This window comes from Geodermatophilus sp. SYSU D01036 (genome assembly GCF_054050435.1).
The window spans coordinates 17,606-39,969 of the sequence record NZ_JBJGZJ010000030.1 but is presented as its reverse complement, the minus strand read 5'-3'; the positions used below and the strand labels follow the sequence as shown (position 1 = coordinate 39,969).

21 protein-coding genes and 1 tRNA gene are annotated in these 22,364 nt (G+C 73.4%); 7 read left to right on the top strand and 15 right to left on the bottom strand.

All coding sequences use genetic code 11. The annotated features are described in order from the left end of the window. Positions 1 to 5 precede the first annotated feature (5 nt). From ACI8AR_RS21125 to ACI8AR_RS21080, 10 genes are all read right to left on the bottom strand, one after another. A complete protein-coding gene (locus ACI8AR_RS21125; RefSeq protein WP_457052741.1) occupies positions 6 to 449 on the bottom strand; it encodes a DUF1931 family protein in 444 nt (147 codons plus the stop codon). Positions 450 to 471: 22 nt separating this feature from the next. Further along, the gene (locus ACI8AR_RS21120; protein ID WP_457052740.1) at positions 472 to 2,190 is read right to left on the bottom strand and encodes an FAD-dependent oxidoreductase; all 1,719 of its coding nucleotides are present in this window, start codon (positions 2,188 to 2,190) and stop codon (positions 472 to 474) included. Next, positions 2,187 to 2,459, bottom strand: a complete 273-nt coding sequence (locus ACI8AR_RS21115) for a UBP-type zinc finger domain-containing protein (protein WP_457052739.1) — start codon at positions 2,457 to 2,459, stop codon at positions 2,187 to 2,189. The genes ACI8AR_RS21120 and ACI8AR_RS21115 overlap by 4 nt, the downstream gene beginning before the upstream one ends. Beyond that, positions 2,456 to 2,920: a thioredoxin gene (gene trxA / locus ACI8AR_RS21110; RefSeq protein ID WP_457052738.1), complete on the bottom strand. Its 465-nt coding sequence runs from the start codon at positions 2,918 to 2,920 to the stop codon at positions 2,456 to 2,458. The genes ACI8AR_RS21115 and trxA overlap by 4 nt, the downstream gene beginning before the upstream one ends. Further along, complete coding sequence (gene clpB / locus ACI8AR_RS21105; RefSeq protein WP_457052737.1) at positions 2,917 to 5,541, bottom strand: ATP-dependent chaperone ClpB; 2,625 nt, start codon at positions 5,539 to 5,541, stop codon at positions 2,917 to 2,919. Before clpB ends, trxA begins: the two co-directional genes overlap by 4 nt. Then, on the bottom strand, positions 5,532 to 5,924 hold the full coding sequence (locus ACI8AR_RS21100; protein WP_457052736.1) for a chaperone modulator CbpM: 393 nt from the start codon (positions 5,922 to 5,924) through the stop codon (positions 5,532 to 5,534). The genes clpB and ACI8AR_RS21100 overlap by 10 nt, the downstream gene beginning before the upstream one ends. Then, positions 5,921 to 6,922 (bottom strand): DnaJ C-terminal domain-containing protein, encoded by a 1,002-nt coding sequence (locus ACI8AR_RS21095; RefSeq protein ID WP_457052735.1) that lies wholly within the window; start codon positions 6,920 to 6,922, stop codon positions 5,921 to 5,923. Before ACI8AR_RS21095 ends, ACI8AR_RS21100 begins: the two co-directional genes overlap by 4 nt. Before the next feature lie 3 nt (positions 6,923 to 6,925). Further along, the gene (locus ACI8AR_RS21090) at positions 6,926 to 7,378 is read right to left on the bottom strand and encodes a nucleotide exchange factor GrpE (RefSeq protein WP_457052734.1); all 453 of its coding nucleotides are present in this window, start codon (positions 7,376 to 7,378) and stop codon (positions 6,926 to 6,928) included. 142 nt (positions 7,379 to 7,520) lie between these two features. Continuing rightward, positions 7,521 to 9,404: a molecular chaperone DnaK gene (dnaK, locus tag ACI8AR_RS21085; RefSeq protein ID WP_457052733.1), complete on the bottom strand. Its 1,884-nt coding sequence runs from the start codon at positions 9,402 to 9,404 to the stop codon at positions 7,521 to 7,523. 488 nt (positions 9,405 to 9,892) lie between these two features. Beyond that, positions 9,893 to 10,882 (bottom strand): AraC family transcriptional regulator, encoded by a 990-nt coding sequence (locus ACI8AR_RS21080; RefSeq protein ID WP_457052732.1) that lies wholly within the window; start codon positions 10,880 to 10,882, stop codon positions 9,893 to 9,895. A 675-nt stretch (positions 10,883 to 11,557) separates the two neighbouring features. On the opposite strand from ACI8AR_RS21080, the gene ACI8AR_RS21075 reads away from it, so the two are divergent. The 4 genes from ACI8AR_RS21075 (at position 11,558) to ACI8AR_RS21060 (ending at position 13,417) form a co-directional block, all read left to right on the top strand. Continuing rightward, positions 11,558 to 11,932: a DUF2267 domain-containing protein gene (locus ACI8AR_RS21075; RefSeq protein WP_457052731.1), complete on the top strand. Its 375-nt coding sequence runs from the start codon at positions 11,558 to 11,560 to the stop codon at positions 11,930 to 11,932. A 66-nt stretch (positions 11,933 to 11,998) separates the two neighbouring features. Continuing rightward, positions 11,999 to 12,715, top strand: a complete 717-nt coding sequence (locus tag ACI8AR_RS21070; RefSeq protein ID WP_457052730.1) for a 4a-hydroxytetrahydrobiopterin dehydratase — start codon at positions 11,999 to 12,001, stop codon at positions 12,713 to 12,715. A gap of 50 nt (positions 12,716 to 12,765) precedes the next feature. After that, a complete protein-coding gene (locus ACI8AR_RS21065) occupies positions 12,766 to 13,050 on the top strand; it encodes a DUF2795 domain-containing protein (protein ID WP_456938758.1) in 285 nt (94 codons plus the stop codon). Positions 13,051 to 13,198: 148 nt separating this feature from the next. After that, a complete protein-coding gene (locus ACI8AR_RS21060; RefSeq protein ID WP_456925429.1) occupies positions 13,199 to 13,417 on the top strand; it encodes a hypothetical protein in 219 nt (72 codons plus the stop codon). Between the two features lie 262 nt (positions 13,418 to 13,679). Here the strand turns inward: ACI8AR_RS21060 and ACI8AR_RS21055 are convergent, their stop codons facing one another. The 3 genes from ACI8AR_RS21055 to ACI8AR_RS21045 all read right to left on the bottom strand — a co-directional run bounded on the left by ACI8AR_RS21055 (position 13,680) and on the right by ACI8AR_RS21045 (position 16,678). Then, the gene (locus ACI8AR_RS21055) at positions 13,680 to 14,762 is read right to left on the bottom strand and encodes an aldo/keto reductase (RefSeq protein ID WP_457052729.1); all 1,083 of its coding nucleotides are present in this window, start codon (positions 14,760 to 14,762) and stop codon (positions 13,680 to 13,682) included. A gap of 148 nt (positions 14,763 to 14,910) precedes the next feature. Beyond that, positions 14,911 to 15,513, bottom strand: coding sequence for a hypothetical protein (locus ACI8AR_RS21050; protein WP_457052728.1), 603 nt, complete (start codon positions 15,511 to 15,513; stop codon positions 14,911 to 14,913). 16 nt (positions 15,514 to 15,529) lie between these two features. Continuing rightward, positions 15,530 to 16,678, bottom strand: coding sequence for a zinc-dependent alcohol dehydrogenase (locus tag ACI8AR_RS21045; protein ID WP_457052727.1), 1,149 nt, complete (start codon positions 16,676 to 16,678; stop codon positions 15,530 to 15,532). Between the two features lie 763 nt (positions 16,679 to 17,441). Here ACI8AR_RS21045 and ACI8AR_RS21040 point away from each other — a divergent pair. From ACI8AR_RS21040 to ACI8AR_RS21030, 3 genes are all read left to right on the top strand, one after another. Further along, positions 17,442 to 18,197 (top strand): type 1 glutamine amidotransferase domain-containing protein, encoded by a 756-nt coding sequence (locus tag ACI8AR_RS21040; RefSeq protein ID WP_457052726.1) that lies wholly within the window; start codon positions 17,442 to 17,444, stop codon positions 18,195 to 18,197. 243 nt (positions 18,198 to 18,440) lie between these two features. Continuing rightward, positions 18,441 to 19,454: a response regulator transcription factor gene (locus ACI8AR_RS21035; RefSeq protein ID WP_457052725.1), complete on the top strand. Its 1,014-nt coding sequence runs from the start codon at positions 18,441 to 18,443 to the stop codon at positions 19,452 to 19,454. A 168-nt stretch (positions 19,455 to 19,622) separates the two neighbouring features. Then, entirely contained in the window at positions 19,623 to 20,945 is a 1,323-nt protein-coding gene (locus ACI8AR_RS21030; protein ID WP_457052724.1) for a DUF2254 domain-containing protein, read from the top strand. Between the two features lie 197 nt (positions 20,946 to 21,142). On the opposite strand, the gene ACI8AR_RS21025 is transcribed toward ACI8AR_RS21030, so the two are convergent. Further along, positions 21,143 to 21,215 (bottom strand) — tRNA-Ala (locus ACI8AR_RS21025). A 95-nt stretch (positions 21,216 to 21,310) separates the two neighbouring features. Continuing rightward, positions 21,311 to 22,195, bottom strand: coding sequence for a M23 family metallopeptidase (locus tag ACI8AR_RS21020; RefSeq protein ID WP_457052723.1), 885 nt, complete (start codon positions 22,193 to 22,195; stop codon positions 21,311 to 21,313). Positions 22,196 to 22,364 lie beyond the last annotated feature (169 nt).

Below are 22,364 nucleotides of genomic sequence, written 5' to 3'. Positions count from 1 at the left end.
CGCGGTCAGACGAGCAGCCGGAAGAGGCCGAAGGCCCGGTCCCAGTGCTCGGTCGTCGGGTTCGTCACGCGCTCGTCGAGGAGGCGGAAGGAGCGGGCCAGCGCGACACCGAGGCCGCCGAACACCTCGATGAGCACGTCCTCGGTCTCGTCGCCGAACGTGACGTCGGCCGGTGGGCGGCGCACCGTGCCGCGCAGGAGCCCGCGGAGCTCGTCGGCCTCCTCGAGCCTGCCGAACGCTCGCATCTGCTCCTGCAGCCCCGCCGTGACCGGCAGGTCCTGCGGGGCGATGACGTCCCGGCCGTTCCACCGGGCGGCGTCGCGCCCCGCGACGGCCAGGTCGTCCACGCGTTCGTCCACGAACTCCCGGAAGCGCTGCACGTCGGCCTTGTCCACGTCGACGCTCCCCGCCGCCCGGAAGAACCGCTTCAGCTCCGGGATCCCGGCCATGTCCCCTCCTCGTCCTGGTCGATCACCGCGTGGCCGCCAGGTGCTCGTGCACCATCCGCACCGCCATCGCACCCTCCCCGGCTGCCGAGGCGACCCGCTTCACCGAGCCACTGCGCACGTCGCCCGCTGCGAAGACGCCGGGCAGGCTGGTCTCGAGCAGCAGTGGGTCGGATCCGCCGGACTCTCCCTGCTCCCTCGCGCGGCGCGCGTCCGGCCCGGTCAGCACGTAGCCACCGGAGTCCAGGGCGACCGTGTCGGGCAACCACGACGTGCTGGGCACGCCCCCGATGAACACCATGAGGTCGCGCGCCGGCAGGCGCGTCCGCTCACCGGTCACCGTGTCCTCCACGACGACGGCCTGGAGGCGGCCCCCCTCGCCCTCCAGGCCCTCCACCGTGGTGTGCGGGTGCACCGCGATACGCGGGTCCTGGGTGATCCGGTCGGCGAGGTACCGGGACATGTTCTCTTCGAGGCTCTGCTCCCTGACCACCAGGCTGACCTCGGCGGCGTGGTCGGCGAGGAAGACGGCGGCCTGGCCGCCCGAGTTGCCCCCACCCACGACCACCACCGGGTCGCCGACACACTGCTGGGCCTCGATCGGCGTCGCCGCGTAGTAGACGCAGGTGCTCTCGAACTCCTCCAGTCCCGGGACGGGCAGCCGGCGGACGCGCACGCCGGAGGCGACGATCACCGTGCGCGTGGCCAGCTCACCGCCGTCGGCGAACTGCAGGACGTGGTTCCCGTCGCGCTCCTCCATCCCCACCACCTCGGACGGGACGGAACGTCGCGCGCCGAACTTCTCCACCTGCAAGGTGGCGCGCTCCGCCAGCTCGCCCCCGGAGATCCCGGTGGGGAAGCCGAGGTAGTTCTCGATGCACGACGTCCGCGCCGCCTGCCCGCCGGGCGCGACGGCGTCGAGCACCGCGGTGTCGAGGCCCTCCGAGGCGCCGTAGACGGCCGCCGCGAGCCCGGCGGGGCCGGCTCCGACCACCACGAGATCGCAGACCTCCCGGCCGTCTTTGACGTCGCGCAGGCCGAACGTCGCGGCGAGTTCGGCCGTCGAGGGGTTGCGCAGCAGCCGGTCCCGGTACAGCACGAGCGGCGTGTCGTCAGGCCCCAGCTCCAGAGAGCGGAGCAACCGCTCGGCCGTCGGGTCGGCCTCCAGGTCCAGGAACCGGTGGGGTAGCCGGTTGCGGGCGGCGAACTCGCGCAGCTGCCGGGTGGTGGCCGAGTACCGGGAGCCGATGATCCGGAACCCGATGCCCTCGCCGAGCGCCAGCCAGCGCCGGACGAGGTAGGCCCGCAGCACGAGATCGCCGAAGGCGGGCTCCCGCGCCGCGAGGGCGCGCAGCCGGCCGGCCGGAACGGCCAGGACCTCGCCCGCGTCGACGACGACGTCGCTCAGGAAGGCCGGCTGCCCCGTGAGGACACCGAGCTCGCCGAGGAAGCGGCCGGGCCCGAGCAGCCGGGCGACCCGCTGGTCGGCCGTCCCGAGCGCTTCGACAGCGGCGACACGGCCGGAGAGCACCACGAAGAAGGTGTCCTCCGGCTCGCCCTCGGCGGTCAGCACGTCCCCGCGCGTCGTGGGCCGGCGCTCCCCCCACCCCTCCAGTCCCCGGACGCGCGTCTCCTCCAGGCGGGGGAACGCCCCGGAGAGATCCGGCGTCTCGCCCGGCGGCACGTCGGCCAGCAGGTGCTCGACGCCGTGGCTCCTGTCGGCAGCCGTCACCTGGGGGGTCACACCGGTGCCTCGTCGACGAAGCACCACCGCCAGTCCTCGCCCGGCTGGAACGACCGGATGATCGGATGGCCGACCAGGCCGGCGTGCCGGCGGGCGTGCTTGCCCGGGGACTGGTCGCAGCAGCCCACGTGCCCGCAGGTCAGGCACAGCCGCAGATGGACCCAGGGGGAGCCGATCCGCAGGCACTCCTCACATCCCTCGGGCGTACGGGGCTCGACGTCGTCATGGGCGAAGGCGAGGTGCGGGTCCAGCCCGAGCGGAACGGTCATCGGTTCTCGGTTCCCTTCGATCGCAGTGCCTGGTCCAGCCAGCTCCGCAGCGCCGGCTCCGGCGCGGCCCCGGGCTGGCGGGCGAGCACCTCGCCGTCCCTCAGCACCATCAGGGTCGGCACCGCGCGCACCTCGAACCGCTGGGAGAGCCGGGGCGCCTGGTCGACGTCGACCTTGACCAGCTTGAGGTCACCGGCGCGCTCGGTGGCCAGCCGCTCGAGGACGGGACTCACCATCCGGCAGGGGCCGCACCACGTCGCCCAGAGATCCACGAGCACCGGGACCGGAGCCCGCTCCGCGACCTCGGCGAAGTCGTCGTCACCCGCGTCGGCGATCCAGGGCAGGCGCTGGTGGCAGTTGCCGCACCTCGGGCTGCTGGCCGCCACGGCCGGCACCCGGTTCTTCTTCGAGCAGTGCGGGCAGGTGACGATGGTCGTCCGTGCGGTCGCGGGGGCGCTCATGACTGGGCTCCGACCGTCTCGTGGGTGACGACGAGCCGGTCGCCGTCCACGTCGACCCGCACGGTCGAGCCCTCGATCGCCCCGTCCCGCAGCAGCGCCCGGGCGACCTGGGTCTCCACCTCCTTGGCGATGAACCGCCGCAGCGGGCGCGCACCGTAGACCGGGTCGTAGCCCTCCCGGCCGATGAAGCGCTTGGCTCCCTCGGTGATCTCCACCGTGATGGTGCGCTCGGCGAGACGGACGCGGAGGTCGGCGAGCATCAGCTCGACGATGTTCTCGATCTCCCCGGGGTTGAGCGGCGTGAACAGCACGGTGTCGTCGACCCGGTTGAGGAACTCCGGCCGGAAGTGGCCCCGCAGCTCGGCCACCACGAGGTCACGGGCCTCCGGCTTGAGCTGGCCGTCGTCGGTGACGCCGTCGAGCAGGTACTGCGACCCGATGTTCGACGTCATGATGATGACGGTGTTGCGGAAGTCGACGGTGCGGCCCTGCGCGTCGGTGAGCCGGCCGTCGTCGAGCACCTGCAGCAGCGTGTTGAAGACGTCGGGGTGCGCCTTCTCGATCTCGTCGAACAGGACGACGGCGTACGGACGCCGGCGCACCGCCTCGGTGAGCTGCCCTCCCTCCTCGTAACCGACATAGCCCGGAGGGGCGCCGACCAGCCGCGACACGGTGTGCCGCTCCTGGTACTCGCTCATGTCGATCCGGACGATGTTGTCCTCCGAGTCGAACAGCGCCTCGGCCAGCGCCTTGGCCAGTTCCGTCTTCCCGACGCCGGTCGGGCCGAGGAAGATGAACGACCCGGTCGGCCGGCGCGGGTCCTTCACCCCGGACCGGGCCCGGATGATCGCGTCCGCGACCGCCTGCACCGCCTCGTCCTGCCCGATCACCCGCCGGTGCAGCACCTCGTCGAGGCGCAGCAGCTTCTCCCGCTCACCCTCGGTCAGCCGGGCCACCGGGATGCCGGTCCACACCGAGACGATCTCGGCGATCTCCTCGGCGGTGACCACCTCGCGGAGCAGACTGTGCTCGCCCTGCTTCTCGGCGAGCCGTCGCTCCTCCACGTCCAGCTTGCGTTCCAGGTCGGCCAGCCGGCTGAAGCGGAGCTCGGCGGCGCGGTTCAGGTCGTAGGCCCGCTCCGCCTCCTGGATCTCGTGGCGGACCTGTTCCAGCTCCGCCCGCAGTTCCTGGACCCGCCTGATCGCCTGCCGCTCTGCGTTCCACTGCGCCCGCATGGCATCCGCCTCGCCGCGCAGGTCGGCCAGTTCGCGGCGGAGCTGGTCCAGGCGGCCGACCGAGGCGGGATCGTCCTCCTGCGCCAGCGCCGCCTCCTCGATCTCCAGTCGCATCACCCGGCGGGTGATCTCGTCGAGCTCGGCGGGCATGGAGTCGATCTCGGTGCGCAGCCGGGCGCACGCCTCGTCGACGAGGTCGATCGCCTTGTCGGGCAGGAACCGGTCGGTCAGGTAGCGATGGCTCAGCGTCGCCGCCGCGATCAGCGAGCCGTCGAGGATCCGGACGCCGTGGAACACCTCGAACCGCTCGCGCAGCCCGCGCAGGATCGAGACGGCGTCCTCGACCGACGGCTCGTCGACGAAGACGGGCTGGAAGCGGCGCTCCAGCGCGGCGTCCTTCTCGATGTACTTCCGGTACTCGGCGAGCGTGGTCGCGCCGATCATGTGCAGCTCGCCGCGGGCCAGCATCGGCTTGAGCATGTTGCCCGCGTCCATCGAACCCTCGGACGCACCGGCCCCGACCACGTTGTGCAGCTCGTCGATGAACAGCAGGATCCGGCCCTCGGCGGCCTTCACCTCGGCCAGCACCGCCTGGAGCCGTTCCTCGAACTCGCCGCGGTACTTCGCTCCCGCGATCAGCAGGCCCATGTCGAGGGAGAAGATCGTGCGGTCGCGCAGCCCCTCGGGAACGTCCCCGTTGAGGATCCGCTGGGCCAGCCCCTCGACGATGGCGGTCTTGCCGACGCCGGGCTCACCGAGGAGCACGGGGTTGTTCTTCGACTTCCGGGACAGGATCTGGATCACCCGCCGGATCTCGGCGTCGCGGCCGATCACCGGGTCGAGCCGGCCCGAACGCGCGGACTCCACCAGGTCCATCCCGTACTTCGTGAGCGCCTCGTAGGAGCCCTCCGGGGTCGCGGACGTGACCCGCTGGTTGCCGCGCACCTGCGTCAGCGCGGAGAGGAACGCCTCGCGGGTGACGCCGTGCCGCGCCAGCACCCGCCCGGCCCCGGTGGCCGAGCCCGTGTCCGCCAGCGCGACGAGCAGGTGCTCGACCGAGACGTACTCGTCCTTCATGCGCCTGGCCTCGCGGTCGGCGGCCTCGAGCACCCGGGCCACCCGCTGCGTGAGCGAGACCTGCCCCGGCTGAGGGGCCGTACCGGTGGTCCGTGGCTTGCGGGAGAGCTCCGCTCCCATGTCCGTGCGCAGGGCCGCGGGGTCGGCACCCATCGCCGAGATCAGCCGCGGGACGAGGCCCTCCGGCTGGTCGAGCAGCGCCGTGAGCAGGTGCTCGACGTCGACCTCGGTGTGACCGTGCTCGATCGCCAGGGTCTGCGCGGCGGCGAGCGCCTCCTGGGACTTCTGCGTCAGACGGTTCAGGTCCATCGCTGACTCCGCTCCGGTTGGTCGGCGGCCGGCTGGTCGGTGGTGGCGCGTCGTCGCACCGGTTCGGTGCGCCCGCGAACGCGCAGGGCGGTCTCGAGGTCGGTGATCCGGTCGAGGAGGTCGCACACGAGTCCGAGGGCGGCGTAGTTGAGCGGCAGGGAGGCGTGCAGGCGCTGCAACCGGGCGACGGCCGGCACCTGCGCCGGGCTGAACCACAGCGACCCGTCGGCGTGACACGCGGCCGGGATCAGCCCCAGCGCCCAGAACCGCCGCACCAGATCGGGGTGCAGCTCACAGCGCCGGGCGAACTCCTCCTCGCCCAGCAGGATGGCTGCCGGTCTCCGGACCAGCGGGTAGCGGAGGGGACGACTCTGCGGACTCATCGGCGTCCTCCTCCGTCGTCGGTCGGAGCACGGCGCGGATCGAACGTCGACGACCTGGCGAGTTCGGAGAACAGCTGGCGCTCGCGGTCGCTGGACCGCGGCGGGACCATGATCTTGATCTCGGCGAACAGGTCGCCCGGGTGGCCGGCCGGGTCCGGCATGCCCTGCCCACGCAGCCGGAGCCGTCGTCCCGACGAGGAGCCGGGGGGCACGGTCACCGTGTTCTCGCCCCCGGGCGTGGGGACCGGGACGGTCGCGCCGAGCGCCGCCTCCCACGGGGCGAGCTTCAGGTCGACGTGGATGTTCCGGCCGTGCACGCGGAAGAGCGGGTGCGGCAACAGCCGCACCACCAGGTAGAGGTCTCCCGCGGGGCCGTCGCCGAACCCGCGCCCGCCCTCGCCGGCCAACCGGATCCGCCGGCCGTCGTTCACCCCGGGCGGGATGGTGACGGTGTAGCTGCGCGGGCCGTCCGGACCGTTGAGGGTGATCTCCCTGCGGCCGCCGCGGTAGGCCTCCTCCACGGTGAGCGGGAGCTCGGCCTCCTGATCCGCGCCTGCGGTGCGGGCCGCACGCGCGCCTCGGCCGCGGCTGCCGAACACGCCTCCCAGGAGGTCCTCGATGTCGATGCCCTCGAAACCCCCGCCGCCGAAACCCCCGCCGCCGAATCCCCCGCCGACGTCGGAGCCCGCCGAGGTCCAGGTCGTGCGGGGATCCCGACCGGCCCGACCCCCGGATCCGCCGGCCCCGGCACCGACGCGCTGTTCCCAGTCCTCGGGAACCCGCCGGAAGTCCTCCCCGAACCGGTCGTAGCGCTTGCGGAGCTCCGGGTCCGACAGCGCGGAGTACGCCTCGTTGATCTCCTTGAACCGCTCCTCCGCCCCCGGGTCCTTGTTCACGTCCGGATGGTTCTGCCGCGCCAACCGCCGGTACGCCTGCTGCAGCTCCTCCTGGCCCGCGTCACGGGACACCCCGAGGACCTCGTAGAAGTCGCGGGCCACCGGTCAGCTCCCGTGCCGCTGCGCGACGGTGACGGCCGCCGGTCGGAGCTGACGTCCCGGGGCGCCGTAGCCCGGCCGCAGGACCGAGGCCACCGAACCGGGCGGGGTCCCGGTCCCCTCGGCGTCCACCACCCCGACCACCTCGTGCCGCGCCGGATCGAACGGCACTCCGGGCTCGTCCTCCCGTCCGTAGCCGAGCCCCGAGACGACGGCGAGGGCCTGCTCACGGAGGGTGCGGATGCCCTCGACGATGGATCCCGGGTCCGCCGCGGCGTGTTCGAGCGCGCGATCGATGGTGTCCAGCACGGGCAGGAACGCCGACGTGACGAGCTCCCGCTCGTTCTCGCGCTCGCGCGCCACCTCCCGCGCGTATCGCTTGCGCAGGTTGTCCAGGTCTGCGACGGCTCGCCGCCAGCGGTCCTCGGCGGCGTCGAGCGCTTGCTCCGTGGGGCGCACCGCCGCACCGTCCGGCCGGGCGGGCGCCTCCGGCGGAGGTCCACTGGCCGGATGGACCTCCGCGGCTCCCCGGCCGGCACCTGGTGTACCCGGCGGCCGGTCGGACGGCGTGTTGGGTCCGGGCTCAGCCATCGGTAGCGGCTCAGGTCCGGTCGAACTGGGCGTCGATGACGTCGTCGTCGGCGGCCACCGTCCCACCGGCGGTCACGTCACTGACGTCCGCCGCGTAGTTGGTCGAGGCCGCCTGGAGCCCGGCCAGCACCTGCTGCAGCTCGCCGGTCAGCTCGCGGACCCGATCCATCGGCGCCTGGTCCGCCACCGCCTGCCGGGCCTCGGTCACCAGCATCTCGGCGCGGGCCCGCTCGTGCGGAGGTGCGGCATCGCCGAGTTCGTCGAGTCGCCGTTGCACCTGGTAGGCCACGGTGTCCAGCTGGTTGCGGGCATCCACCTCCTGCCGCAGTTGCTGGTCCGACGCCCGGTTCCGCTCCGCCTCCGTGACCATCCGCTCGACCTCGGAGGTGTCCAGGTTGGTGCTCTCGGAGATCGTGATGCCCTGCTCGGCGCCGGTGTCCTTGTCCCGGGCCGTGACGTTGAGGATGCCGTTGGCGTCGATGTCGAAGACGACCTCGATCTGCGGCTCCCCGCGCGGCGCCGGCCGGATCCCGGTGAGCTGGAACCGGCCGAGCACACGGTTGTCGGCCGCGCGCTCGCGCTCCCCCTGGAGCACGACGACGTCGACGGCGGGCTGGTCGTCCACGGCCGTCGAGAAGACCTCGCTGCGCCGCACCGGGATCGTGGTGTTCCGTTCGACGATCCTGGTCATCAGCCCGCCCTGGGTCTCCACCCCCAGCGACAGCGGCGTGACATCGAGCAGGAGGACGTCGGAGACCTCGCCCTTGAGCACCCCTGCCTGGATCGCAGCGCCGACCGCCACGACCTCGTCGGGGTTGACGGTCATGTTCGGTTCCTTGCCACCGGTCAGCCGGCGCACGAGCGCCTGCACGGCCGGGATCCGCGTGGAACCGCCGACGAGGATGACCTCGTCGATGTCGTCCGCCCCCACCTTGGCGTCCGACATGGCCTGGCGGACGGGTCCCATGGTCCGCTCGACGAGATCCGCCGTGAGCTGCTCGAACGTCGAGCGCATCAGCGTCGTCGTGAGGTGCTTCGGCCCGTTCGCGTCCGCGGTGACGAAGGGCAGGTTGACCTGGGTCTGCGTGACCGAGCTCAACTCCACCTTCGCCTTCTCGGCCGCCTCGTAGAGCCGCTGCAGCGCCTGCGGGTCCTTCCGCAGGTCGATGCTGTTCTCCTTCCGGAACTCCTCGGCCAGGTGGTCGACGATCCGCCGGTCGAAGTCGTCCCCGCCGAGGTGGGTGTCGCCCGCCGTGGCCCGTACCTCGACCACGCCGTCCCCCACATCCAGGACGCTGACGTCGAACGTCCCGCCGCCGAGGTCGAACACCAGCACCGTCTCGTGCTGGCCCTTGTCCATCCCGTAGGCCAGCGCCGCGGCCGTCGGCTCGTTGATGATCCGCAGGACCTCGAGGCCGGCGATCTTCCCCGCGTCGCGGGTGGCGGTCCGCTGCGCGTCATTGAAGTAGGCCGGGACGGTGATCACCGCCTCGGTGACGCGCTCGCCGAGGTGCCGTCCGGCGTCGTCGGCGAGCTTGCGCAGGATCAGCGCGGAGATCTCCTCCGGCGCGTGCAGCTTGTCCCGCACGTCGATCCGCGCGAGCCCGTTCGCATCAGGGACCACGTCATAGGTGACCTGACCGGCCTCCTCCTCGACCTCCTCGAATCGGCGGCCGATGAAGCGCTTGACCGAGTAGATCGTGCCCTTGGGGTTGAGGATGGCCTGGCGGCGGGCCAGCTGGCCGACCAGGCGCTCGCCGCTGTCGGTGAAGGCCACCACGGACGGCGTCGTCCGTGACCCCTCGGCGTTCGGGATGACCGAGGCCTGCCCGCCTTCCCACGCCGCGATGACGGAGTTCGTCGTACCCAGGTCGATGCCGACTGCACGGGCCATGTCACACGCCCTTTCGTTGCGGGTGGCCGAGCTGGGCGCTCGGCAGCTGTCGTGTCTGCGGTCGCCGGTGATGTGGTGGGAGCAGCCTGGTCCGGCGCAGGTGAGTGGGGAATCGGCAGGGCTGCCGATACCGGCTCACGGCCCTGCCGCACCTCGATCCGGCGCGACGACCGGAGGGCATCGGCAGCTCTGCCCATCTCGGCGTGGCGCCCCGGTTCCGGACGCCGCGCCGGGTAACCCCCCGCGCATGGACGGCGGAACCCTCCCCCCGCAGGACGACGCACCCCTGACGGCTGCCGGTGACGAGGCCGAGATCGAACTCCCCGACGACCCGCGCATACCGCAGCCGGACGACGCCGATCCGACGGTGAGCAAGGAACTCGGGGGCGCGGCTCCGGCCATCGGGCCGGGGAGCTCGCGAGAGGAACCTCGGGCCCGCTCGGGAGACGGATCCGGGGCAGCGGACGGCTAGCGACCGGCCCGACCGGTCAGTCCCCGCGGCGGTCCCGATACGGGGAGGTCTGGTGGGGTGGGCCTCCGTAGACGTGCTGGTGAGCGGAGACGAACGCGCTCGGCGTGGGAAAGCCCCACCGAGCGGCGATGGCAGGCACGGTGCCGCGGTCGGCGGGATCGGTGTCCACCAGCTCCCGATGCGCCCGGTCCAGTCGCACCCGCTGCACGTAGGCGGTCGGCGTCGAGTCCCGGTGGCGCAGGAACGCAGCCTGCAGCCCGCGCGGCCCGATCCCGGCGGCTGCGGCGATGTCGCTCGTCGTCAGGTCGCACTCGGCGTTGGCGTCGACGAAGTCGACGGCACGACGCACCACGGCCGGCGTGGCATGGTCGGGCGGGAGACGGCGACGGGTGGCCAGCCGGGTGCTGGGGAAGGTGTCCAGGAGGGCCGCGGCCAGCCGCTCGGCCAGTTGCCCGGTCAGTACGGGGCCGGCCATGGTGCGCCGGTTGCGCAGCACCGCGCGCGTCACGGCCTGGACCGTGTCGTTCCACCGCTGCTCGAGGCCCGGGAGCATCGGCCGCAGCCAGGTGAATCGGAGCGCGAGGTCGTCGAGACCGCTGGTCTCGACCGCGACGCGCTCGACGTCGTCCGCGTTCAGGCAGACGCAGGCGGCGTCCGTATCGGCCCACAGCACGCTCACCGGCTCACCCGCCGGCAGGAGCACCGGCGCGCCCGGAGGGACGGCGAACTCCTCCCGGCCGAGCCGAACCATCATGGCGCCGGACGAGGGTCGCACGACGAGCAGCACCTCAGGGGTGACGTTGTCGTCCGCGCTCGTCGAGTACCTGAGCCGGGAGATGCCGATGCGGCCCGCCTGCTCGTGCACCGCCTCGAACAGGAAGTTCCTGCGGCTGTTGGTCCCCTCGGGCGCGTAGCCGGGATACGTGGTTCGCAGCCAGGTGTGCGCGACGCCCGGATCCGACGAAACCAGCATGGCCCCTCCTCGTCCCGAGCGGTCAGGACGCACTCGGTGCGGTCGCTGTGGCAGGTCGTCGTCGCGACCAGCGTGGTGCCGGGGAGCGGGGTGGCGGTATCGGCAGCACTGCCGACACCGGTCATGGATCGAGCACCGCACCGGGTCGGCGCGACGCCGTGAACCCCCCTGCGCCGGTCCTCGTCCGGTGCCATCGGTGCCTACCGATGGCACGGCCGGACAGGCAGCCCGGCGCTGCGTTCCTTCGCGGGGTGGTGTGCCGTGCCGGAGATGCTGGACCGACTCCCGCGGCCGGCGGCAGCCAGGCCGCCGCCGGAAGTGCTGGACGTGGTGGCTCGCTGCCCCCTGCCGTCGTTGCCCCTCGAGCTGCCGTCGGGGCAGATCCTGGCCGCGAGCCCCGTGGCCGAGCACCTGCTGTGTCCCGGCGGCGACCCTGTGGTCGGGAAGAGCCTCGAGGACTCAACCCCCCGGTCGCGGCGGTCGAGGGGCTGATCCGTGGCTGGGTTCGCGTGGCGGCGTGGCCCTGCCCCGCGGAGGTCGGCGGACCCCAGCCCCCGAGCGCTGAGTCGCTGACGTCGCGGCCATGCGGAGAGCCGGGATCGGTCGTTCGACCGATGCCCACGTGCCGTCACCGCCCCTAGCGTCGGCGCCGCGGTCGGACGACGGGATCCCTACGACCGGCGCCCGACGGCGCCTCCGGGAGCGCAGATGGACCACGCGACGTCCACGCGGACGACGGCCGAACGGGCCGGCGTGCCCGAGGAGACGGCGGAGCGGATCGAGCACGCCACCCCGCGGACCCTCGCCGACCGCATCAGCGGTGGTGAGGCCCAGGACGTCGCCGCGCAGCTGCCGACCCCGCTCCGGGGCGACCTGCGGCCCCCACGCGAAGAAGCGGAGGCGTTTCGGGGTGGACGAGTTCCTGCGCCGGATCGCGGAACGCGGGGACGTCGGCCCGGACGAGGCACGGGGGCCGCCGCCGTCCTGACCACGGTGCGGGAGGCGCTGAGGCCCGGCGAGTTCGACGACGTCCTCTCCCAGCTGCCGCAGGAGTACCGGGAGCTGGTCGGGCCGATGGCCTGAACCCGCCGTCGCCCGTGCAGTGGCCGACGACGGGAGGCCAGGACCGCACAGCTCAGGAGGAATCCGGTGATCAAGTACGCGACGTTCATCGAGGCCGCGGGCGCTCAGGCTGGCGTCGCCGACACCGAGGAGGCCCGGCGGGCCGTGGAAGCGGTCGTCGCCGCCGTGGCCGCCTCGCTGGACGAGCCCGACCGCGACCGGCTGGCCGCGGTCCTGCCGGGCTCCCTCCGGGGTGCCGCCGAGGTCCGGGGCCCGGCTCTGCACCCCGACAGCAGCGCCGCCCTGGTCTCCGCGGTGAGCGCGGGGTCCGGCTGCCCGGCCGAGCGGGCCCGCTTCTACACCCAGGCGGTCCTGTCGACGCTGGCCGCCTCCGAGCCGGAGGTGGCCGGCGTCCTCGCCCGGCGACTGCCGGACGGTGAGGAGCTGTTCGCACCGATCGACCAGGGCGTTCCGCCCCGCGGTTCCGGGGTGCCGATCGGGCTGACCCCGCGACTGCTCGAGCAGGACGAGCTCGACCGCGCGCTCGCCGCCCTGGAGGGCTGGGAGGGCGACGAACACCGCCTGCGGCGCACCGTCGTGCTCCCGCCCGAGCGCCAGCGACCCCTGCGTGACGCCGTCGCCCGCGCCGAGCAGGACATGACCCACCACGCACGCGTCGAGCAACTGCAGGACGCGGTCACCTTCGAGGTCTGGACGCACTCGCTCGACCGCGTGACCGACATGGACATCGAACTCGCCCGGCGGATCGACGCGGCGATCGCCGCGGTCGGGTCCCACGGCTGACCGCCCTCGGGCGCCGGACAACCACGACCACCAGTCGGAAGGCAACCACCGTGACCGATCCGCTCACCCCTGAGGACGTCCTGCGGTACCTGGAGGACGTCGACTACCCGGCCGGCAAGGAGGCGCTGGTCGACGCCGCCGAGCGGGCGGGCGCACCCGAGGCGGTGGTCCGCAGCCTCCGCGCCATCCCGCCGGTCGAGTACCGCAGCCGTGCGGAGGTGGCGCGGTCGGTGCGCGTCGACCCCGGCGCCGGACGATCGGCGAGCCGGGCGGCCGAGCAGGCGCGCACCCGTGCCCCCGCGGGGGTCGCCGAGCACATGCGCGAGCCCCGGTAGGACCGGTCACCGGCCACGTCACCGCGCCGGCCGGCCCTCCGGACGTCACTGTCCGGCCAGCCGTCCCACGAGCCGGAGGAACTCGTGGAGCCCACTGCGTGATCACCGACGTCGAACTACCTGGATGAACGACCTGGATGGAGGAGTCGTGAGCGAATCAGAGCTGGAGGAGACCGGCACCGGGGATGCCGCCAAGCGCATCGGTCAGGCGCCGACGACCACCGACGTGACCGATCCGGAGCGGTCCTCCCGGAACACCGCCGCCGGCTCCGGTTCCGAGCCGGGCGAGGGCCCCGTCCGGCCGGACGCCGACGAGGGGGTGGACCCCTCGGCCAGCATCGAGCCCCACAACGAGGGACTCGTCTGACCGCGGCGGCGGCCCCGCAGTCGCTGACTGCGGGGCCGCCGTCCTGCCCAGCGCCGGCCGAGTTCCTCCGTCGCCTGCGACGCCGTCCGGGACTCCCCTCGGAGCCCGGCGAACGGGCCCGCGCCGGCGGGCGAGGCACCCGGGTCGCCGCTTGCCGGAGTGAGCACCGGCGAACCGCCCGCCGCTGTCACGGGATCGAGCCGAGGAACCCGCCGGCTGCGGCTCGTGAGGCAGGCCCTCGCGATCGGCTCGTCGGCCGGTCCTACAGGACGTCGAGCGGGACCTTGCCGGACGGCGGCGGGAAGAGCCGGTCGAGCTGGTCCAGCTCCGCCTGGCTGAGGCCGATCTCCAGCGCCGCGCGGTCGTCGATGACGTGCGCGCGGGTCGAGGCCTTGGCGACGGCGAACACGTCGGGCAGCCGCAGCACCCACGCGATGGCCAGCTGGGCCGGGGTGACCCCCTTCTCCGCGGCCAGGTCCCGGACGGCCCGGTGCTCGAGGAGCCGGCCGTGGTCGACGGGCGAGTACGCCATCAGGGGCATGCGCCTGCCGCGGCACCAGGGGATCAGGTCGTACTCGGGGCCGCGCCGGGCGAGGTTGTAGAGCACCTGGTCGGTCTGGACCCGGTCGTCGCCGGGGAGCCCGACCAGCTGGTCGAGGTCGGGGACGTCGAAGTTGCTCACGCCCCAGGAGCGGATCAGCCCGCGGGAGACCAGCGACTCGAAGGCGGCGACGGTCTCCTCGACCGGGACCCGGCCGCGCCAGTGCAGCAGGTACAGGTCCAGGCGGTCGGTGCCCAGTCGGCGCAGGCTCCGCTGGCAGGCGTCCACCGTGCCCTGGCGCGTGGCGTGGTGCGGCAGCACCTTGCTGACCAGGAAGACGTCGTCCCGCCGGCCGGCGATCGCCCGGCCGACGAGTTCCTCGGCGGCGCCGTCGCCGTACATCTCGGCGGTGTCGACCAGCGTCAGGCCGATGTCGATGCCCGTGCGGAGGGCGTCCAGCTGGATGTCGTTCCTGCCGGGGTCCTCACCGAGGTACCAGGTGCCCATGCCGAGGGCCGGGGCTGCGGTGCCGTCGGGCAGGGTCACGGTGCGCATCGTGGATGCGGTCATGCGGGGCTCCTCCAGGTCCAGCAGGACGCGCACCGCGCCGTCCCGCGTGGTGAGCACGCGGAAACCGCTCCCGGCCGCCACGAGCCGGCCGGAGCTGATGGTCAGGGCAGCGGCCCTGACCGGTTCACCGACCGGCCGCACCGCCACGTCGCGCACGCCGGCCGCGTCGACCCGGCCCCACCGGACCTGCCCGGCGGTGTCCACCCGGAGCAGTTCGCGGGCGCCGTCGCACACCGGTCCCACCCCGCGTCGCGCGGGGCGGGACCGGGCGGGCGCGGCCCCGAGGACCGCGGGTGGGCGGCCCGGTCGGCACCCGTCCGACGGCGTGCCGTTCCCCGGGTCGCGCCGGTCCGTCCGTGTCCCGGGGCGAGCCGTCCCCGGCTCAGTGCACCGGCCGCTGCCCGTCGGACCCGACGCGCGCCAGCGACCTCGACACGCTCCGGGCACCGGCGTAGACCGCCCCCGCCGCGGCGATCCACGGGCCACCGACGATCACCGGGTCGAGTACCTGGTGCTTGAGGTCCGTGCGGTGCTGCCCGACCCGCGACCGCAGGCCGTGGCGGGTGAACTCGGCCTTCACCCCGGTCTCGGTGATCGGGTTGTCCGGGTGCAGCGTGAGCAGCGACTTCAGGTGGTGCTCCCACGCGTCCACCCGGTCGGCGAGGATGAGCAGCAGCCAGTGCGCCGTGCGGCCCTCGCTGTAGCGGTAGGCGTGACGGCGGATGGCGCCGGCGACGCCCGACGGCGGCTGGGCGGTGCCGAAGACCGGCGTGAGCATCCCGTGCTCGACCGAGCGTTCCCGCGGATACCTCTCCGGCTGCCGCTCCGGGAACTCCCAGTGCGCGCCGGTGAAGTCCTCCTGGAACTGCAGCTTCGGCACCGACGGCCGGTCCTTGGGGTCGAGGTCGACGCCCCAGCCCGGGATGCGCTTGCGCAGTTCCTCGGGCGACTCCGCGATCGGCGGCTTGTGCGGTGTGTAGGTCATCGGGGTCTCCTGGCGCTCACGCCGCGGTCGGGACGACGAGGGGTTTGATGCAGCCGTCGAGCTTGGCCGAGAACATGTGGTAGCCCTCGGCGATGTCCTCGAGGGCCACCCGGTGGGTGGCCAGCTCGCTGGGCTTCAGGTAGCCGTCGCGCACGTGCTCGAACAGCCGGGGCCACTGCCGTTTGACCGGGCACTGGTTGGTGTGGATCGTCAGCCCCTTGTTCATTGCGTCGCCGAACTTGACGGCGCTGAAGAGCGGGCCGTACGCGCCCATCACCGAGATGGTCGCGCCCTTGCGGACGGAGTCGATCGCCCAGTTCAGCGCGACCGGGGAGCCGCCCTGCAGCTTGAGCTTGGACGAGGTGACGTGCTGGAGGAAGTTGCCGTCCGCCTCGGCGCCCACGCAGTCGATGGCCACGTCCGCGCCGAGGTAGTCGGTGGCCTTCTTCATCTCCAGGACGATGTCGCCGTACTCGGTGAAGTTGTAGGTCTCGGCATGGGCGAAGGTGCGCGCCTTCTCCAGCCGGTAGTCCAGGTGGTCGATGACGATGACCCGGCCGGCCCCCATCAGCCAGGCCGACTTCGCCGCCACCAGTCCGACGGGCCCGGCGCCGAAGACGATGACGACGTCGCCCTGCACGATGTCGCCGAGCTGCGCTCCGAAGTAGCCGGTCGCCGTCATGTCGGTCAGCAGGACCGCGTCCTCGTCGGCCATCCAGTCCGGGATCTTCGACGGGCCGACGTCGGCGAACGGCACCCGCACGTACTCCGCCTGGCCGCCGTCGTAGCCCCCGGTCGTGTGCGAGTAGCCGTAGATGCCGCCGACGGCGGTGGCGTTCGGATTGACGTTGTGGCAGTTGGAGTACAGCCCTCGCGCGCAGTACCAACAGGTGCCGCAGAAGATGTTGAACGGCACCATCACCCGGTCCCCGACCTGCAGGTTCTGCACGGACGACCCCACCTCGTCCACCACGCCGATGATCTCGTGGCCGAACGTGTGACCGATCCGGGTGTCCGGCATCATGCCGTGGTAGAGGTGCAGGTCGGAGCCGCAGATGGCGGCCAGGGTGACCCGGGCGATCGCGTCGTTGGGGTGCTCGATCACTGGCCGTTTCTTCTCCTCGGCCCTGACCTTGTAGGGCCCTCGGTACACCATCGCTCGCATGGGATCCCCTCCTGGGGCGCGGGCCCCGGCTCGGGAGAGCGCCACGGGGCGCCCAGTGGCCGGCTCTGCTCACCGGCCCCCTGACTCTGCGTCGGCCGTCCCACCGGGGCCACCGCACATCCGGACTCGCCGCGGGGCTCCGCCGAAAGATCGGCAGATCTACCAATGCCCGACGTCCCCCCGGTCTCGCTCTGATGGGGCGCAGACGTTCACACCGCTGAGAGCTGACCGCACTGCCGGGCCGTGCGGGCCGGGACCGGGGGACGACCTCGAGCAGCAACCCGATCGAGCGGCGTCTGCGGCAGTGGCTCGAGGCATGGCCCGTCTACCGGCAGCTGACCGGACCCGACCGCCTGGCCCGTGGTGCCGCGGCGCAGTCCCCGCGGTCCAGAGCCCTGCGCCTCGCACCGACACGCCCCAGGCGCCGCGAGGTCGGTGCGCGGCGCGGGCCGACACCGAGCGGGACGTCGTCCCGGACGCGCTGCCCGAGCCGGCTCCGACGGCGGCACCGGTGGTGAGTGGACCCGCCGTGGGCCCACATGTCGTCCACCGGGGTCAGCCGGGCGCTCCGGCCGGTCGGAGCAGGATGACGGACCGGTCGCGCGTCGGTCCGCCCGCGGACGTGTCCGGCTGTCGGGTGCGGGTACCCCGCTCACCGCCGAGCAGCCGGCCAGGTGAGAGCGACTCCGTGGCACCCCGATCGAGGCTTCCGCCGCCGAGGGGATCTCCGTCATCTCTCCGCCATCGAGCAACAGGGGACGACATGCCCACCAGACGCAGGCTCGAGGGCCGCACGCTCGCTGCCCTGGCCGCCGACGGCTTCGAGAAGGTCGAGCTGATCGTTCCGCTGCGAGCCCTGAAGGCGGCCGGCGCCGAGGTGGACGTCGTGTCCCTGCGGCGCGGACGCATCCGCGGGGTGAACCTGCACATGCCGGCCAGCCGGGTCCGCGTGGACAAGACGATCGAGGAAGCCGATCCCGGCGACTACGACGGCCTGCTGCTGCCGGGTGGGTTCATCAATCCCGACCTCCTCCGGCAGTCCGCCCCGGCACGGGAGTTCGTCCGCGCGTTCGCCGCGAGCGACAAGCCCATCGCCACCCTCTGTCATGGGCCGTGGGTGCTCGCCTCGGCGGGACTCGTGGACGGACGGACCCTCACCTCCTGGCCCGGGATCCGCGACGACCTGGTGAACGCGGGTGCCACCTGGCTCGATCAGGAGCTCGTCCGGGACGGGAACCTCACCACCAGCAGAGGGCCCCAGGACATGGCCGCCTTCATCCCCGGGATGCTCGATGCCTTCGCGGAGGCATCGCCGGAGCCGGTGGCGGCAGCACCGCGTCGTGAGTCCGATCGGCAACCCGAGGCGCCCGTCGGCTGGGCGATCGCAGCGCTGCGATGGTCGCCGAAACCGTCGGCCGCCGCCGTGGTGGGCATCGGCCTGGCCGCTGCCGCCCAGCGCACCCTGCACAGCCCGGCCGCGCAGGGCTGGAGGGCCCGGGCGGCAGGCCGTGCCGGGTGACGTCCGCGCCTGCGGCGGCCGAGGAGGTACCTGAGGCGGCGCAACTCCACGACCCCGCCGGTGCTCCGCGGCGTCCCCGCGTCGGTGGCACCGTTAGCCGGGACCTCAGACCACTGCGCCACTTTCGTCAGCCGGAACGGGACTACTCCGTCCCGCTTCGCGGTACCTGGGCGCACGGGGGTCAGGCGTCGGCAACGTTGAACAGACAGCGGGTCTGCCGCGGCCGCGGTCCCGGGAGCATCGATGCAGGAGACCGCGAACCTCGAACTGGCCGAGATCGCCGACTCGGCCAGTCCCCTCCCCGAACGTTCGCGGGAGATGCTCGAACTGGTGCACCGCCTGGTGCCGTTCGACGCCGCGTGGCTGGCCCTCGCCGAGCCGATGAGCAGCAGCTACACGTGCATGGCCAGCATCGCTCTCGACGAGGAAACCCTGCAGTACCTGAGCGGTCCGTCCATGGCGCGCGACATCGAGATGACCCACACCGCCCCTACGCGCCGGCCGCTGAGCCCTTCCGACCTGCCCTACCCGGCCGCTGACCTGCAGACCTGGGCCGAGTGCTTCATCCCCGCCGGCTTCCACGAGGCCCTGGGCGTCGCCCTGTTCGACGGAGGCCGGCGCCACGTCGGACACCTGGCGCTGCTCTTCAGCAGCACGGAGCCGCCGCCCCTGGCCCTGCGGCGCCGACTGCACCAGCTCACGCCCGTTCTGGCGCGCGGGTCTGACCCGGTGCGCTCACTGGCCGCGGCAACGCGGCTGGTGCGCGGGGCGAGCGCCGGCGCGGTCCTGTGCCGTGGCAGCGCCACCCGGCCGCTGCCCGGCCTCGACGGCGACGCACTGCTCACCGAGGGGTCGCCCGTCGTCACCGTCGCCCGCTCCGCCATCGCCGACGGCCGGATCTTCGCGTCCTTCCTCTGGCCGCGCGGAGGACGCCACGCGCCGGACGGGCACGTCCGCGTGACCGTCCTGGCCAGCCCCGCGGAGGCACCGGCGAGCCTTCTCGGAACGGTGGCCCTGTCGCCCGTGACCGACCTGCGCGGGCTGACGCCGCGCGAGCTCGAGGTGCTCGGTCTGCTGATCGACGGGTGTTCCAACCAGCAGATCGCCCACACGCTGGTCGTGGCCCCGCGCACCGTCGCAGCGCATCTCGAGCACGTCCTCGTCAAGCTCGATGCGCCCACGAGGACGCTCGCCGCGGTGCGGGCCGAGCGCGAGGGCCTCTACGTGCCCCTGCTCCCGTCGCCCTGCCGGGCCTGAATCGGGCGTTCTGCCGATGGTGCTCCCCCGTCTGCCTCGGTTCCATGGGAGGACCGGGCGGTCCGCGAGGTCGCCGGGTCGAGCACGTCCGCACCCGTCCACCCGGAGGGAGACCATGACCGCGTACGAGTCGTCCACCCGGGCGGCGGGCCCGCAGGCCTCCAGCGCATGAGTTGGCTGCGGCTCCAGCGCTTCGTCCGCACCAGCCTGTGGCTGCTGCCGATCGGCTGCCTGGCCGCGGGCGCCCTCCTCGTCGTCGGAACGCTCGCCGTGGACCGGGCGACGGGCTACCGGCTCGTCCCGCAGAGCCTGACCGGGACGCCGTCCGACGCCCAGACGATCCTGTCCTCCTTCGCCACCGCCATGGTGTCGCTGACCAGCCTCGTCCTGACGGTCACGCTGGTCGCGGTCCAGCTGGCGATGGGGCAGTTCTCGCCCCGCATCGTGGGGGCGCTGCTCACCGACCGGTGGAGTCAGCTGGCGATCGGGTTGTTCGGCGCGAGCTTCCTGGTCGCGGTGCTCACCCTCCGCGAGATCCGAGGCTCCGACACCGGCACCGTGCCCGGGCTGTCGATGCTGCTGTGCTACCTCCTGATGCTCGCCAGCATCGTCGTGCTCGTCCTGTTCGTGCACCACATCGGCCAGGGCCTGCGGGTCGCGGGGCTGGTCGACCTCGTCGGCGACCGGAGCCGCGAGTTCATCGTCCGCGAGCACGGGGAGCTGCCGGTCGTCACCGGCGGCCCGGACGAGATGGTCGCCGCGCAGCCCGGCAACGTGATCCGCGTCGACCGCCCGGCGCTGGTCGCCGCGGCCCGGCAGGCGGACTGCGTGCTGGAACTGGTCCCCGTCGTCGGGGACTTCGTCGTCGGCGGCGCGCCGCTGGTCCGGATACACCCGGGCACCCGGTCGGCGGTGAGCGCCGACGGCTCCCCGGCCGGTCGGCTCCGGGCCACCGACGTCACCCGCCACGTTCTGCTCGGCCCGGAGCGCGTGCACACCGAGGACCTCGCCTACGGCTTCCGCAAGCTCGTCGACATCGCCGTGCGCTCGATCGCACAGCCGTTCAACGACCCCACGACGACGGTTCAGGCGCTGCACCGGCTGCACGACCTGCTGCGCCAGATCGCCGCTCGCCCCCTGCCCTGCGGTGAACACCGCGACGAGGACGGCGTGGTGCGCCTGCTCGAGCGGACCGTCAGCTGGGACGGCTACGTCCGGCTGGCCTTCGACGAGATCCGCCTGGCCGGGGCGTCGGAGCCGCAGGTGACCCGGAAGATGTGCGCCGCGCTGGCCGACCTCAGGAGCGTGGCACCGCCGGACCGGCAGGAGCCGCTGGACCGCCAGCTCCGGCTGCTGACCGCCGCCGTCCGGCGCGCCCACGACGACGAGGAGGACGTCCTCGCAGCGCTCACCCCGGACACCGAGGGCATCGGGTCGGGGGCCGACGTCACCGCCGCGCCACGACCTCGGTCGGCTCGCGCACCGCACTGAGCCGGCCAGGTGCCGGCCTGACCATCTTGGGGGTCAGGAGCCGGACCTCCGCCTCGACGCAGCGCTGTCCAGGTCGGCCCGCGAGAGCACCGCATGGGCGCCGTGCTGCTCGTGACGCCGGCGTCAACTGCGACCACGACTGCCACCAGAGACGACTCAGGCCGCTCTCCCGGAGGAGAACGGCCTGGTCACACGGGTGGAGCTGAGGGGACTCGAACCCCTGACCCCCACACTGCCAGTGTGGTGCGCTACCAGCTGCGCCACAGCCCCGTTCCTCGGCCCGCCCGGTCTCGCTCGGGCCATGGAGAACTATACGACCCCCGGAACCGCACCCTGCGACGGGGGGTCGTCCCGCGCGTCGCGGGTCAGACCTCGACCCCGCGCTCGGCCAGCCACGGCACCGGGTCGATCCTGCGGCCGTTCATCCCGCCCTGGTGCACCTCGAAGTGCAGGTGCGGCCCGGTCGACTGGCCGCGGTTGCCCAGCAGCGCGATCGTCTCGCCGGCCTCCACGTACTGGCCGGGCTCGACGAGGATCTCCTCCATGTGGCCGTAGACGGTGACGTCGCCGTTCTCGTGCAGGACGTAGACGGCCAGGCCGAAGCCGCTGGCCGCACCGGCCCGGACGACGACGCCGTCCATGGCGGCGTACTCCGGCGTCCCGATGGGGGCGGCCAGGTCGATGCCGTAGTGGAAGGTGCCCCACCGCGAGCCGTAGCCGCTGGTGAAGCGCGCGCCGTCGACCGGCAGCACGGCCTTGGGCCGCGCCGCCTCCCGGGCGGCCTCCGCGGCGGCGGCCTCGGCCGCGGCCCGCTCGGCGCGGCTGGCCGCGACCTCCTGCAGGCGCGCCTGCGCCTCCGCCTCGGTGATCGAGGCCATCGGCAGGACCTCGAGGGACTCCTCGCCGGTGGCCAGCTCCATCTGCGCGCCGAGCACCGGCGTGGGCCCGGTCTCCGCCCCGGACCCGCCGGGCACCCCGGCGACCCCGGCGCCGACCGCGCCCGCCACGAGCGCAGCGAGCAGCAGCTGCGGGCGGCGGTCGCGCAGGCCGCGACGGCGGGGGCGCGGCGCGGCGGTGGCGGGCCCGGCGGCCGCAGCGGGGACGGGCAGGGCGGCGGTGGCCGGCGCGGGGACGTCGTCCGTGGCCTCGTCGGTGGCCTCGTCGGTGGCCTCGGGGGTGGCCTCGGCGGCGGACCGCGGGACCGGGACGACGGCGGGGCGGACCGGCGGGAGGCCGCGCAGCGGGGACACCGGGTGGTCCGCCGCGCCCCTGGGGTCGCCGGTCCGGGGACCGGGCACCACCGCGGGAGAGCCGCTGACGGGACGGGTCAGCAGACCCGCATCACTCCGGTGACTGGCCAAGACGCGTACCCCGCTCGTTCGTGGGAAGCGGCCCGTCCGGGCCCGATCGAGTTGTCTC